This is a genomic window from Pseudomonas sp. 3MAES_34.3B (assembly GCF_058145875.1).
This window is the reverse complement of record NZ_CM176960.1, coordinates 1,750,561-1,764,587: the sequence shown is the minus strand read 5'-3', so window position 1 is coordinate 1,764,587 and position 14,027 is coordinate 1,750,561. Positions and strand designations below refer to the sequence as shown.

Sequence of the window (14,027 nt, the reverse complement as noted above, 5' to 3'; positions counted from 1 at the left end):
CTACCGACCCATTGCGGTCATTCGCTGTTCAGGCATTGGCTGCGGTAATGCAGCTACGCTGGAGGTTTATCGCATGCAGGGTGCACAGCGTGTGGACGAACTTTTTCGATCTACCTAGTCCATTGAAGCGTCAGTCACGTCGGGCTAGCGGGTGACCACTGCCTGAATTGCCCTAACCCAGCGATCAACCCAACCAGGATCCATAGCATGCCTACAGGTTCTAAAACTGCTCCGCTGGTACCGATTGACGAGCAAATTACCTTTCACAATCAAGGCTCTTTCCATACCTATACCGGTACGTCGGGCGATGACGTAATTAACGGCACCTACTGGGATGATCATTTATTCGGCGGCGCCGGGAACGACACCCTGGATGGCCACGGCGGCAGCGACACATTGGTAGGCGGAGCCGGGGTAGATACCCTTACTGGCGGCACTAGCTACGGAGATGGGGTGAAATTCGTGTTCACGTCGCTCAGCGACAGCTATGCCGATGCCCAAGGCTCTCACTCCGACCTGATTATCAATTTTTTGGGCCCATACGATGTACTGGACCTGAGCGCCCTTGGCCTGGAGCGGATCGGTAACGGCCATAATGGTGATCTGGATGTCAGCTACGATGCTGCCACGGACATTACCTACGTGCGTTCGCTGGACAAAGACGCCGACGGCAGGTTCTTCGAGGTGCGCCTGGCAGGCGATTTCCAAGGTCAGCTAAGTACGACCAACTATGTACTGCGCCACGACGGCACAGCCGGCAACGATACCCTGGACTTCAACTTTAGCACCAAGCGATACGTGCTCAATGGCCTGGACGGCGACGATACGCTGACTGGCGGGAAAAGAGAGAGCGTACTGGATGGTGGCGCGGGTGCGGACCACCTGATCGGCAATAAGGGCCAAGACACCTTTTTCTATCACCAGCTAAGCGACAGTTTTGTCAACGACGCCTCGGGAGAGTCCAGCGTTGACCTTATCAGCAATTTCAACCTGTTCGGTGGAGACGTATTGGACGTGTCCGCGCTGGGCTTCACTGGATTGGGTGACGGCTACAACGGCACGCTCAATTACGCCTATGACAAAACCCTTGGGCATATCGTGGTGCAGTCTTTTGAAGCCGATGCCCAGGGCAACCGCTTCAAAGTGTATATCGACCAGGGCGGCTATAGGGAAATCTCTTATCAAGATGCTGATGGTTTTATCTTCGAAGGTGATAACTATCCTGACGATGCTGACCAGACCCTGACCGGAACGCCGACCTTTGATGCCCTCTATACGAGAAAGGACGGCGGTATCCTGATCGGCGGCGGCGACGGCGATGAGCTAAATGGCGGTGATAGGTCATTTGGCAGTGATGGGGTAGATACTTTCCGCTATTTGGACAGCAGCGACAGCTTTCATGGCTATGGCACCGTTGACTTGATCAAGAATTTTGATGTTACTAAAGACAAGATCGACGTGGCGGCCCTCGGCTATACGGGCTTGGGCGACGGCACCAACGGCACCTTGAAACTGGTGTACGACACAGACCTGGACCGCACCTATCTCAAGGACTATGACCTGAATGCCGAGGGGCAGCGGTTCGAAATCGGCCTGGAAGGCGGCTACACCAAGACCTTCTCCGCAAACAACCTGATCGTTGCGAGCACCGTTTCAACAGCCGGGCACGTTCCTGATGCGCCTCTTGAATTAGTAGGTGTTGCGCCTAGTGATGTCCATGGGGCTTAGGTGTGAAGCCGCCTTAGGTAGTCTTGAGTAGTCCTTACCTACTGACGACTACCGTTCCAAGGGTGCCGTTAGCGAACGGCCACAGCCAATTCCTGCCAGTCACCACGTGCTGCTTTGGGTCGGTTGCTGACAGCCGCGGTAGGCAGCTACCGACCCTTTGCCGCCGTTCGACATCCGGCCCGAATCGGCCAAAATTATCCGTCGGATCTCTACGAAGCCAGGGGCGACGCAGTAAATTTAATCTACTTATCTCCATTTTAAGTCATCTTCAAGGATCTTTTTTAACTCTGAGGCTACCAAATAGAATGTCCCACTCGGAAGAGAGGCGCTCTCAATATTTTCGCCGCCATTTAAACTCCAAACAAAAATTTCCGATTCGGCGCACCCTATCCAGTAAGCATGGCATCCGGCATCAGCCATCATAGTGCATGTTAGATCGTAGACACCATCAATATAATCTGTGCCGTCGCCAAACAAGTAACTATTGGTTTTTTCGTAAATATATTCTGCAGCAATACCCTCCAGCCCATTAGAAGCAACAATATCTTCCAATTTAATATAGCACGCTAAGCTTGCCCTGAGCTCCGTCACATCAAGAATGTTAGGCAAGCGCACTCCATTTATGTAAAGTGAAAATATTCCATTTCGCCAAAATTCATCTGAATTCCACTGCTCGACCATATCAAATTGGACGGCAAAATTAAACGGATCCCCTACAATCATCCTTTTACTCCTAAAGGCTTTCTAATAACATTGGGAATTTAATTGGCATAGGGACCTCTCCCCGTCGAACCCAGATGATGCTCATTGAAATGCGTCGAAGCAATCACTAAGTTGTCACTAAACAGTCAACGTCCGCTTTGGGTCGGTTAGCTCCCATGGCTTGCAATGACCATCCTTGTCTTCCCAAAGAGGAGGACAAGCTATGAAAACGATTACGACCCACGCCCAGGAACCTTGGAACAAAGGAAAATTGGTCGGCCAGAAAGCGCCGCTGCGACTCAAAGATATCTGGGCCATTCGCGTAAGGCTCCAAATCGCGGAGGAAGCTCGTGATTTGGCTCTTTTCAATCTAGCCATCGACAGCAAGCTACGAGCCTGCGATCTGACCAAGCTTCGTGTACGAGACGTGGTTCATGGGCAGCATGTGTCATCGCGAGCAATAGTGATGCAGCAGAAAACCCAGCGACCTGTGCAGTTTGAGATTACGGAGCAAACACGGATTGCTCTGGAGGCATGGATACATCAAGCCCATCTCCACAGTGAGGACTGCCTTTTTCCAAGCCGGCTGCACGCCTCCCAGCATCTCTCCACCCGGCAATACGCTAGGATCGTCAAGGCGTGGATAAAGGCTATTGGCCTTGATCCAGCGCTGTATGGTACTCACACGATGAGACGCACGAAAGCATCGTTGATCTATCGGAGGACGAAGAACCTGAGAGCGGTTCAGCTCCTGCTCGGGCATACGAAGCTTGAGAGTACCGTGCGATACCTAGGCATTGAGGTCGATGATGCTTTGGAGATGGCAGAGCAGACGGAGGTCTGACACGCTAGCGACAGTGGAGGTACGGCTGTCGCTATCCGACCCATAGCGGTCGGTTAGAAAGGATTAATTGAGTTAGGGAACTTTAGCATTTAATAAATGATTCACCATATATTTCTGAATTCTCTTCCAGTCTTTCGCTTGGCGAAACGGAAATCTGACAACCAACTGGACTTCAGGAGTCAAGTTAAAAAACATATTGCATCCAAATACAGAGAAACACTCATAATATACGGGCGATCCATCTGGGTTGGTTTCACCAAGAACTTCCATGCCTTTTACCTGGTTGTCACCTACATACTCTACATATCCAGGCTTATACTCATCTTTTAAGATTCTCTCGAAATCCTTATAGAACGCGTTGTATACTTTTTCTTGGCAGTTTAGTGTTACCACAATGCGGTCTCCCGGGGAATAATCGGTAGTTATAACGTCGGGATGGTTTTCCGCAAATTCCGCAGCATCAACTACTGCATACGCTGTCAGACCGGGAATATAAATTTTCTTCCCATTTTTGTCGTGTATATAGCTCAGCCATGGCCCAGGCACTAGGTCATCGTTTTTTTTGAACCTAAACTCAGTTCCTCCTACAATGACAACAGATAATTCTTTATTTTCATCTTCTATAAGTTCTGTGTAGCTTTTTCTGTACCGACTTTCCAGCACCAATGTTGCCGCGCCATAGCAACGCAGATCAGCTTGATCGTGAATAGATGTTTTCGGGTCAATAGGCTGGGCGTTATCGTCTATTTTATCTATCGGCCGGTAAAGCCCTATGCAAAATGCGATAAAAAACCCTAAAGCCGTCACCGTGAGTAGTCTATTTATGATTCTTTGTATTTCGTATTTCATAGGTAGACCTGCTCACTAAAAACTGAGATTGCTCGCTCAGGCGGTTCTTGATCGCTTGGAGAGCATGCTGCTTACAACGGTTGGTCGTAACCAGTTAGCCGCTCCTGTGTAAAGGTCAAAGCTATATCATATCGGCTCTCTTCCTCCCAGAAGGTATCGGATCTCCACAAGGATTTTCAGGCCGGTCCAAGCGATTAGCCGTTCCTTGTCCTCCTTGTGAAGGGCAGCTATGGGTCGATAGCGGCCTTCCGAATTGCGCCGCCCGAGCCTCGTGTGGCTTGCAATTGATGCAAAGAATTATCCAAGGAAAACGCCGGCGAAACAGATGGCTCATGGCTAGTATCAACGCTATTATTGGGCCTTTCCTAGGAAGCGCATCGCATGGACCGCACACGGACTGCCTTAAAACTGGCCTACCACCGAATCCTCTCGGATCTACCACAGCACTGGCTTGATCGCAGTCGCAAATGCGAAGCGGAGTTTTCCGCACTCTCCGGTGTTTTCCTACAGGGGGTATCTGAGGCTTATCTTGAGGCATCACGCCGCATCATGGTGGTTGGCCGCGAAACGCGCGGCTGGACTCATGTCAACGACCAAGATCCATACCTGTCCCTTGAGGACTATATTGAAAGAGCCATGGGCAAGCATCAAAGGTGCCTGGCCACATTTATTCGAGCGAAACGCGACCGGGGTGCTAGTTACTTCAACTACGTTCGCGAGCTCTCTACGGACCATGGGCCCGAGGGCATAACCTGGGCCAATCTGTTCGCATTCGACTAGAACAAAAAATCGCCGAAGGATTGGCCGCATTTTGAGACGCTGCTATGTATCTCGGAGCGTTTGCTCAAGGCACAAATTGAAGTCCTGGCTCCCGACATCATCATTTTCGCCAACGGTGCTACGAGCGCTAAATATCGCGCAAGGTACTTCCCCTTCACGGGCGAAAACAGCGTGTGCAACGAGTTTGGCTATTACAAAGACCAAGGCATTCCATCGGGTCATCTCTGGAAGTTTCGTCTCAATGAGAGCATCCAGTGCTACCGTATCCAGCACCCGAGTAGTACCCGAAAGGGCGCGAGAGTGGCGAGGGCCTTCCTCAGGGCGGAGCTGCTCAGTACGGCGTCAGTTTAATCTCTGAGAGCGCCATTGGCGGCATTGGAACGCACAACGTAACCTTCGCCTCAGCTCCATGAAAAGTCGCCCATTCTAAACTGATCAAGGCGCTACCTGACTTGATTTGCATCCGTCTGCACAATCAGATAGATCCACAGTAGTTAGGCCACCCTGTTTGAGCAGGCCGCGCAGCGGCTTAAACAGTGGCCCTTCAGTGCCTCTAGATGATGCCCGGATCGCCTCAGATAATCGCGGAGGCGGTCCGCCCAACCGGGTGCAAAGGCAGATACTGAGGGCCTGTTCAAAGCGCTAGCTCCTGTCACCCCTACACACCCGCCTGATCAACCTCCCCCGCCACCCCTATCAACCCAACCTGTTCCCCACCCGCAAACACCACGTTGCGCTCATCCAGGCTCTCTCTCCAGTCACCACTAACGGCAATCTGAAATTTGTGACCCTGTGCGTCTGCTTCAACATCCTGCAGGTAGGTACGGCCTAGGTTGCCGTTATAGGTCACTTTAAGCGTGGTGCCGGTGCCGTCGCCGAAGCCGGTATAACCCAGCTGCGCCACATCGATCTTGTCGTCCACCGTCAGGTGATCGATCAGGTCGACGAAGCTCTGGCTTGCCGTGCGGTAGCTGTCGTCGGTGGAGGTGTAGCGGAACACGTCGTCGTTCTGGTGGTTGTCGGTCCACCAGGAGATGTTGGCTCTGTCCCCGCCGTTGAGGCGGTCGGCGCCGGCGCCGCCGATGATGACATCCGCGCCAACGCCGCCGTTGATCCGGTCATTGCCGCCCAAGCCGTAGATGATTTCCGACAAGGCAGAGCCTGTAATCGTGTCTTTGCCCGAGGTACCTTCAACGGCCGCTGGGGTGAACACCAGGTTGCCGCTGTTCAATTGGCCTACCAGGTTGCCGTCCAGGGCCAGTTCGAACCGTTGGCCGGAGGCATCGGCGTCGTAGCTTTTGAGGTAAGTACGGCTACCGTCGGCGCTGGCTTGCACGGCCAGGGTGCCGTCATGGCCATCGCCGATGCCGGTGAAGCCCAGGCCGATCAGGTCGATACGGTCATGGGCAGGGTCGAAGTCCTGGATGCGGTCACTGCCGTTCTGGGAGGCGGTGCGGTAGCTGTCGCTGAGTGCGGTGAAGCGGAAGATGTCTGCGCCAGCGCCGCCGCCTTGCAGCAGATCGCGGCCGCCATTGCCCTGGAGCACGTCATCGCCCGCCAGGCCACGAATTACCTCGGCCGCGCCGGTGCCCTTGAGTATCTCTTCTCCGGTGTAGCCGTCGATATGCAGCTTGCCGTTCGGGCTGCCGAAGCTGGTATCCAGGCTGCCGTCGGTATTGAAGCGCACGATGCTGAAATCACCGTCGGTAGTGCCCGTGGCGAGAATCTTCCCATCGGCTTGTACGGTCAGCGCCATCGGCGCGTCGGTCTTGAAGGTTACTTTGCCGTTGTCGCCGAAACTGTTGTCGTAGGAACCGTCCGTATTGAACCGCGCCACGGTGGCCCTGGTGTCGCTGTCACCGTGGCCCATGAGGATGATCTTGCCATCCTCCTGCACGGCAAGCACCGAGTCGTCGACGAACCCCATGCTTGGGGTGAGAAAGAGCCGGCCATTCTCACCGAAACGGGTATCCACCTGACCGTCAGGATTGAAGCGCTTCAGGATAAACAGAGGATCTGCAAGCAGCAGAGGGCTGTACGAACCGCCGTACACCACACTGCCATCGGCTTGCACCGTAGTGGAAATTTCTTCGGTGTAGTAGTAGTCGTCGATAGGAATAGGCAGGGTCAGGATGCCCTTGTCGCCAAAGCTCTTAACCAAGGTGCCGTCATTGGCGATCTTGATCACTGCCGCTTCGTCAAACCCACGCACGCTGAGCAGGGAGGTGCCATCTGTACCGACCTTCAGCTCCATCCCTACAAAATAAGCGCCAGTGTCGATGGTACTAACACCGTTCTGGCCAAAGGTAAGGTCGCGGCTCCCGTCGCTGTTGAAGCGCTCCATTCGCACACTTTTTGCTTGATCTATGGGCGATCAGTGCTCTGGTTGTCGTCAAACTGGCCCGTGAGGTCGACCCGGACAGTGCCCGGGCCAGTTCTGACGGTATGAGTGCTCGCAGGCGCACTACTGGAAGTCATCACGAGGGGTTGAGCCTTTGAGTGAATGAGCTTATGACCTTAGCAGAGCTATATGAATGTTCACTTGCTTCACTTCTTTATTGGATAGAGTTGAAATACTCTCGATGTGAGGCTCGCCAGTCACGCTGTACTATCCCGAACACTGATATTCAGCATGGTTTGGCCAAACCTCTTTTGCGGAAGAGAGGCCATCGAGCGGTTCAAACGCTGGTTCGAATTTTTTTGCCGATGGTTATGACCAAGCAGCTTTGAAAGTACCTCCCTTATGATCCTGATCCCGCTGGTACTCGCGTTACCGGCGTGGATACACCCCATTGCCTTCAACGAAACGGCATTACTGGCGTCGGACTACACTCGCAGTGGGCCCACCGCAGGTAAGGAGCACGCATGACCCAGGTTTCTAACATCAAGGACCTCACCAGCCGTACGGCGCTTGGGGGTTTACAGGCTACAAGCGCTAGTAGCCAGGTCAGCAGCAACCCGATAGAACTCATCGTGCAGGGTACCCCTGGCAACGACTACATACGTGGTGGGCTGGCCAATGAGCTGCTGATGGGTGGAGGCGGCAACGACCAGCTAGTCAGCGGGGGTGGCAACGATGTGATGGTCGCAAGTGCCGGATACGACGGCATGGACGGCGGCGCCGGCAACGATGTATTCCGCTTCGACCGCATCGGCGACAGCTATATCAAGGGCGGAGGCGAGTATACCGACACCATCAGCTATTTCGATCCCGCCCACGATATCCTCGACGTGTCGGCCCTGGGCTATACCCATTTGGGCAATGGCTATGGTGATACCTTGCACATCCGTAGCGAGCCCCTGCGCGGCATTTACATTTTGGAAAGTTACGAGCAAGACGGTAATGGCAAACATTTTGCCGTGCAGTTCCTGTCCAGGAGCGGCCTTATTACCGATGCCAACTTCCAGCCACTGATCAACGGCACCTCGCACAACGACCTGCTCGAAGGCACAGACGCCAGCGAATCCCTGAAGGCCGGCGCTGGCCGCGATACCGTCGCAGCAGGTGCGGGCAATGACCGGCTATTCGGCGGCACCGGGGGAGACACCCTGAGCGGCGGCGCGGGTGCCGACAACTTCGTGTATACCCAGCTCAGCGACAGCTACCGTAACGATGCCAGTGGCAGCTACAGCAGCCGTGACCTGATCACCGACTTCAGTGGCAACGGCCATGACATGATTGATGTGTCCGCATTGGGTTTCACCGGGCTAGGTAACGGTTACAACGGTACGCTTAAGGTGGTCCTGAACCACGCCGGCGATGCCACTGCGCTTAAATCCTTGGAGGCCGATGCCAACGGTAACCGCTTCGAAATTCTGCTCAGTGGGAACCACGTCAGTGAGCTAAATACCAGCACCGTGCTGTTCGCCCCGCCCAGTGACGCGACAGCGGTGACCACCCCGCAGCCAATCATCCCGGTGAATCTGGTCGGCGACGATAAGGCAAACACCCTGTATGGCTACTGGGGCAACGATACTCTGGCCGGTGGCGCCGGAAACGACACCCTTGAGGGTAACGCCGGTGACGACGTGCTGACGGGCGGGGCGGGCGCGGACAAGCTCACCGGCGGCACCGGCAACGACCGTTTCGTGTTCACCAGCAGCGCTGATAGTTATGCCGGCAGCAGCGACCTGATCACTGATTTTATCTGGGGCGAAGACAAGCTTGATGTCTCCGCACTCGGCGTGACCGGTTTGGGTAACGGCCGCGATGGCACCTTGAGCATGACCTACGATGAAATCCACGACCGTACCTACCTACGTAGTAGCGAGCCAGGTGCCGATGGGCACGCCTTCCAGGTCACGCTAGCCGGGTTCGACTACACGCGAGTGCTCACCAATGCCGACCTGATAGTTGCCGATACGCCAGAGGTGGCGCTCATTGGGCACACTATTGTTGACCACGTGAGCTAACACTTCCTCAACAGCCGGGCTATCAGCATCCCCCTTGGTTACGCAGGCGCTACGGTGTGGGTGCTAACGACAGCTAAGGGCGGCAGTAGACACCAACAACGGGCTGACGACGATTAACAAAAGCAGCCTCTCAACTAAGCGGCGTGAATATCACTCGGCGCATTACCTACCAGTTCAATAGGCGCATCAGAAGCATGCTCAGCGGTTGAACCGGTGCTGGCAACGACCAGGTTATCTGCGGTGAATGTTCTGGTGTAGCCGCCTTGCAGGGCGACTTCGAAGCGGTAGCCATCGGCATTGAGGTCGTAGGCCTTGAGGTAGGTGTGGTGCAAGTCTGGGTCGTACACCAGCTTCAAGGTGCCGTTGGTGCCGTCGCCCAGGCCTGTATAGCCGAGGGCCGACACGTCGATCTTGTCTTGGGTCACGTCAAAATTCATGATCAGGTCAACGTTGCCACGGCCATGAAAGCTGTCGCTGCCGCTTAAATAGCGGAAGGTATCTAGCCCATCCAACCCATTTATCCCCTCACCGCCATGTAGCGCATCGCCGGCACCGCCGCCGATAATGATGCCGCCGTCACTTCCCGTATAGAGGTCATCCCAGGTCGGCTTCCCGGTCAGCGTCTGGTCGGCATCGACAGGGCTGTTATCACCGGCGAAGATAAAACCATCCGCATCTCGAGCAGCATGCTCACCTTGGCCGTAGGCCTGGTCGATATACACCTTGAAGCGGTTGCCCTGGGCATCGGTTTCGAACGACTGCAGCACAATATGCTCCACGGTTTTGCCATAGGCATAATTCAGCGTGCCGTTGTAGCCGTCGCCCAGGCCCGTGAAGCCCAGCGCGGAAACGTCCAGTACGTCCCCACGGAAGAGGTTGAATTCGGTGATAAGGTCAACGCTGGACACACCCGAGGCGTCGTTGACGAAGCTGTCGCTGAGCTGGTGATAAAGGTAAGTTTCATCATTCCAGCTGCCGATCATGTGATCAGCACCCGCGCCGCCATCCAGTACGCTGCCGACTTTACTGCCATACAGCGTATCGTTGCCGGCCAGGCCATTGAGCACGTAGTGCTTGGCGCTGAAGCTGTAGTCCAGGGTGTCGTTGCCGGCTGTGCCATCGTGGCGCAGTACAAAGTTGGATGTGCTTAGCTGGCCTTGAAAATCGCCCGCCAGGCGTACCTCGAAGAAATCGCCGCTGGCGTCTTTGTCCAGCGACCGCACGTAGGTAATGTCCGTGGCAGCGTCATAGCTGACGGCCAGGTCGCCATTGTGGCCGTTACCGATCCGCTCCAGGCCAAGGGCGGTGAGGTCCAATATGTCGTATGGGCTGAAACCGGTAATCAGGTCTGAGTGGGAGCCTTGGGCATCGGCGTAACTGTCGGTGAGCGACGTGAACACGAATGTCACCTGGTATCCGTCGGCTGCGCTGCCGGTGAGGGTATCGACCCCGGCGCCGCCTACCAATGTGTCGATAAAGCCACCCCCATCCAGGGTGTCGTTCCCGGCACCGCCAAATATGTGATCTATGTAATAGCTACCGGTAATTGCATCATCGCCCGGTGTGCCAATGTAGGCAGTGAAGGAACCTTGATTGTAAACGGTAACGTGCTCATCACTCGGGGTCAGGGGAGCGCTTATAGAACCTGTAGGCACGATATTGATCCTGATTGGGTTGGATTGCTGGGTTCGGGTCGGCAATTCAGGCTGTAGCCCACCGGGCTCGGCCAGCACGGCTGTTGCTTCAATGTAGTAGGTGAACTGCATAGCCTCAAACACGCCCTGAAGGACCGCTATGACTAAGCAGCCATCGAGGTAGGGGCGTTTCCAACCCATAGCCGTCTCTCGCAAAGCACCGCCATCGACAAGATCGTAGATTGGATCAGAAGGCCGCAGCACGGGGTAAACCTGAACTACCCTTGTATCCACCTTCATACAACAAGCCAGGCCACGCCACCGGTGCACAGGTACCCAGGCAGCAGCCGGCGAACCCGGGAGTTCCAATGGCCACTACCTATTTCGATGTCCGCGACTACGGCGCGGTTGGCGATGGCGTTACCGACGATACCCACGCTATTCAGGCAGCCATTGATGCCGCCAGGGCCGCCGTTGAGTCTGCCGACGAGATAATCGATGCCGAGGTGTACCTGCCTGAAGGCACTTACATCGTCAGCGGCAACCCCGAGCTGAGCGCCAGCAGCTGCCTGCAGCTGTATAACCGGGTGACCCTTGGCGGTGACGGGGCCGACGCGACCAGCCTCAAGCTTGCCGATGGCTGGGACAAGCCCGTTACCGGTATCGTGCGAACCGCCGGCGAAACGCAGCACGTTGGCGCCCATGACCTCACCATCGATGGCAATAGCGCGGGCACCAGCGGCCGCGTGGACGGCTTTACCACCGGCGGGGAGAACTTGCGCGACAACCCGGACACAGGCGTCAGCCTCAGCGGCGTGGCACTGGTCAATTGCAGCGGCAACGGGCTCAACGCCCAAGAGAACACCTACGGCCTGAGCGTTACCGACAGCGTGGCCAGGGGCAACGGCCTGGATGGTTTCTTTGCCCACCTGGTTGGCCAGTTCAGCGAATACGTAGACGCCGGCGGCTTCCAAGACAACCGCAGCGAAAACAACGGCCGCAACGGCTTCACCTTGCTGCTCGACAACTACCAGACCACCCTGGCCGACAACGACTCTGCCAACAACAATGGCCGCGGCCTGCTCATCCAGGGCCCGCCGGGCGAAGAGCCCAACGGCCGGGTCCAGATCACGGGGGGCGAGGTGTATGGCAACAGGGACGAAGGGGTACTGCTCAAGCTCACTGACCAAAGCCGGGTCAGCGGCGTGACCGTGCACGACAATGGCGGCGCGGCCGTAGGCGTGGTCGGTAGCTCGGGAAACACCATTGCCGGCAACACGCTTTACAGTAATGTGCTGGACCACGGCAACGCGGAGGTGCTCATACAGGCCTCGGACGACACCGATGTAACCGCCCTGGGCGCGGCTCAGGGCAACGTGGTGTACAACAACATCATCAGCAGTGGCAGCGCCAGCTATGCGGTGGCCGAGCGCAATGAAGACCCTATTGGCTTCAACACGGTGTTTGATAATTACTTCAGCCGCCTGGGCGACCCCGCCACGCTGTTTTATGGCACCGACAGCGACGCCTTCGGCAACCACCTTGGCCTGGTTGTAACCGGCACCGCCAGCAGCGACCTGCTGCGCGCGAGCACGATAGCCGACACCCTGCTCTACGGCGGCGCGGGCGATGACCGCCTGGTTGGCGCTGCGTATGACGACCTGCTTTACGGCGGCGCCGGCATCGACCGGCTGACCGGCGGCGCGGGCGCCGATACCTTCCGCTACACCAACGCCGGCGATAGCGTGCGCGGTGCCAACGACGTAATCACCGACTTCAAGCCCGGCGAGGACCAACTCGATGTGGCCAGCCTGGGCTTCAGCGGCCTCGGCAATGGCCACGATGGCACCCTGCGTTTGACCTACAACGCCAGTTTGGACCGCACTTACCTGCGCAGCCTGGACGCAGACAGCCAAGGCCACTACTTCCAACTGGCACTGGCGGGCGATTATCAGACGCGGCTGCATGCCGGTGACTTTGAAACGCTGATCCAAGGCACCTCCGGCGCGGATGTCTCCACTGGCAGCAGCGCCAATGAAACCCTGGCCGGCCTTGCCGGGGCTGACACCCTCAGCGGCGGCGGGGGCGCCGATTACATCATCGGGGGCGCCGACGCGGATCGGCTCACGGGCGGAGCAGGCGCGGACACCTTCGTCTTCAGCGCGGTGACCGACAGCTACACCAACCCCACCCTGGGCGTGCAGGCCAGCGACGTCATCACCGACTTTGACTATGACACCGACGTGCTCGACCTCTCGGCCCTGGGGTTCACATCCCTGGGCGACGGCCATGACGGCACGCTCACCTATTCCAGAAACGGCTCGTCACAGTCCATCACCCTGCAATCGCTGGATGCCGATGCCAACGGCAACTTCTTCAAGCTGGTGCTCGAAAACGAGACCTACATCAATAACGCGGCCATCCGGTTTGGCGATCCGGTCGCCACCCATTTCAATCAGCAACCCGCCAGCTACGACGATTACTCCATCGACTCGCCAACCACCGGGGACGACACCATCGTCGGCTATTTCAGCGACGACCGTATCAGTGGCCTGGCGGGCAACGACACCCTGCGCGGTATGGCCGGTAACGATACGCTGGCCGGCAATGCCGGAGCCGATTTCCTGGACGGCGGCAGTGGCAATGACACCTTGGCCGGCGGCAGCGGTAATGACACCCTCAGCGGCGGTGCCGGAGACGACCGGCTTACCGGGAATACTGGCGTAGACCAGCTGTTTGGAGGTTCGGGCGCCGATACGTTCCGCTATATCAGCAGCGCCGACAGCCTGCGCGGCGCCAGCGACATCATCGAGGACTTCTCAGGCCAGCGAGACCTGATCGACGTGTCGGCCCTGGGGTATACCGGCCTGGGAAATGGCCACAATGGCACGCTCAAGGTCAGCTACAGTGCTGCAGGCGACCGCACCTATATCAAGGACTTCACCACCACCGGCGACAACGGCCAACGCTTCGAGATTGTCTTGACCGGGGACCATAGCCACGACCTGGGTGCCGACCAGTTCGTATTCGCCGATGTCAGCCCCGAGCTGACGTTGCTGGGGGTGTAGGGCACTTAT

9 protein-coding genes are annotated in these 14,027 nt (G+C 56.5%); 5 read left to right on the top strand and 4 right to left on the bottom strand.

Annotated features, from left to right (window positions below; genetic code table 11):
- Positions 1 to 207: 207 nt before the first annotated feature.
- On the top strand, positions 208 to 1,728 hold the full coding sequence (locus tag AC3Z8Y_RS07835) for a calcium-binding protein (protein ID WP_490089182.1): 1,521 nt from the start codon (positions 208 to 210) through the stop codon (positions 1,726 to 1,728).
- A 246-nt stretch (positions 1,729 to 1,974) separates the two neighbouring features.
- On the opposite strand, the gene AC3Z8Y_RS07830 is transcribed toward AC3Z8Y_RS07835, so the two are convergent.
- The gene (locus AC3Z8Y_RS07830; RefSeq protein ID WP_225774690.1) at positions 1,975 to 2,451 is read right to left on the bottom strand and encodes an Imm42 family immunity protein; all 477 of its coding nucleotides are present in this window, start codon (positions 2,449 to 2,451) and stop codon (positions 1,975 to 1,977) included.
- 202 nt (positions 2,452 to 2,653) lie between these two features.
- On the opposite strand from AC3Z8Y_RS07830, the gene AC3Z8Y_RS07825 reads away from it, so the two are divergent.
- On the top strand, positions 2,654 to 3,274 hold the full coding sequence (locus AC3Z8Y_RS07825; protein ID WP_225774691.1) for a tyrosine-type recombinase/integrase: 621 nt from the start codon (positions 2,654 to 2,656) through the stop codon (positions 3,272 to 3,274).
- 72 nt (positions 3,275 to 3,346) lie between these two features.
- Here the strand turns inward: AC3Z8Y_RS07825 and AC3Z8Y_RS07820 are convergent, their stop codons facing one another.
- On the bottom strand, positions 3,347 to 4,123 hold the full coding sequence (locus AC3Z8Y_RS07820; protein ID WP_490089181.1) for a hypothetical protein: 777 nt from the start codon (positions 4,121 to 4,123) through the stop codon (positions 3,347 to 3,349).
- Between the two features lie 381 nt (positions 4,124 to 4,504).
- Here AC3Z8Y_RS07820 and AC3Z8Y_RS07815 point away from each other — a divergent pair, with 381 nt between their 5' ends.
- Complete coding sequence (locus tag AC3Z8Y_RS07815; RefSeq protein WP_490089180.1) at positions 4,505 to 4,903, top strand: hypothetical protein; 399 nt, start codon at positions 4,505 to 4,507, stop codon at positions 4,901 to 4,903.
- Between the two features lie 658 nt (positions 4,904 to 5,561).
- Here AC3Z8Y_RS07815 and AC3Z8Y_RS07810 read toward each other — a convergent pair.
- Positions 5,562 to 7,247 (bottom strand): calcium-binding protein, encoded by a 1,686-nt coding sequence (locus AC3Z8Y_RS07810; RefSeq protein WP_490089179.1) that lies wholly within the window; start codon positions 7,245 to 7,247, stop codon positions 5,562 to 5,564.
- A 521-nt stretch (positions 7,248 to 7,768) separates the two neighbouring features.
- Here AC3Z8Y_RS07810 and AC3Z8Y_RS07805 point away from each other — a divergent pair.
- Complete coding sequence (locus tag AC3Z8Y_RS07805) at positions 7,769 to 9,316, top strand: M10 family metallopeptidase C-terminal domain-containing protein (RefSeq protein ID WP_490089178.1); 1,548 nt, start codon at positions 7,769 to 7,771, stop codon at positions 9,314 to 9,316.
- 134 nt (positions 9,317 to 9,450) lie between these two features.
- Here the strand turns inward: AC3Z8Y_RS07805 and AC3Z8Y_RS07800 are convergent, their stop codons facing one another.
- Positions 9,451 to 10,971 (bottom strand): calcium-binding protein, encoded by a 1,521-nt coding sequence (locus AC3Z8Y_RS07800; RefSeq protein WP_490089177.1) that lies wholly within the window; start codon positions 10,969 to 10,971, stop codon positions 9,451 to 9,453.
- 347 nt (positions 10,972 to 11,318) lie between these two features.
- On the opposite strand from AC3Z8Y_RS07800, the gene AC3Z8Y_RS07795 reads away from it, so the two are divergent.
- Positions 11,319 to 14,018, top strand: coding sequence for a M10 family metallopeptidase C-terminal domain-containing protein (locus AC3Z8Y_RS07795; protein WP_490089176.1), 2,700 nt, complete (start codon positions 11,319 to 11,321; stop codon positions 14,016 to 14,018).
- Positions 14,019 to 14,027 lie beyond the last annotated feature (9 nt).

Bases quoted from the DNA above. Each gene is read 5' to 3' on its own strand.
- AC3Z8Y_RS07835 (WP_490089182.1), top strand. From the start codon at position 208: ATGCCTACAGGTTCTAAAACTGCTCCGCTGGTACCGATTGACGAGCAA.
- AC3Z8Y_RS07830 (WP_225774690.1), bottom strand. From the start codon at position 2,451: ATGATTGTAGGGGATCCGTTTAATTTTGCCGTCCAATTTGATATGGTC.
- AC3Z8Y_RS07825 (WP_225774691.1), top strand. From the start codon at position 2,654: ATGAAAACGATTACGACCCACGCCCAGGAACCTTGGAACAAAGGAAAA.
- AC3Z8Y_RS07820 (WP_490089181.1), bottom strand. From the start codon at position 4,123: ATGAAATACGAAATACAAAGAATCATAAATAGACTACTCACGGTGACG.
- AC3Z8Y_RS07815 (WP_490089180.1), top strand. From the start codon at position 4,505: ATGGACCGCACACGGACTGCCTTAAAACTGGCCTACCACCGAATCCTC.
- AC3Z8Y_RS07810 (WP_490089179.1), bottom strand. From the start codon at position 7,247: ATGGAGCGCTTCAACAGCGACGGGAGCCGCGACCTTACCTTTGGCCAG.
- AC3Z8Y_RS07805 (WP_490089178.1), top strand. From the start codon at position 7,769: ATGACCCAGGTTTCTAACATCAAGGACCTCACCAGCCGTACGGCGCTT.
- AC3Z8Y_RS07795 (WP_490089176.1), top strand. From the start codon at position 11,319: ATGGCCACTACCTATTTCGATGTCCGCGACTACGGCGCGGTTGGCGAT.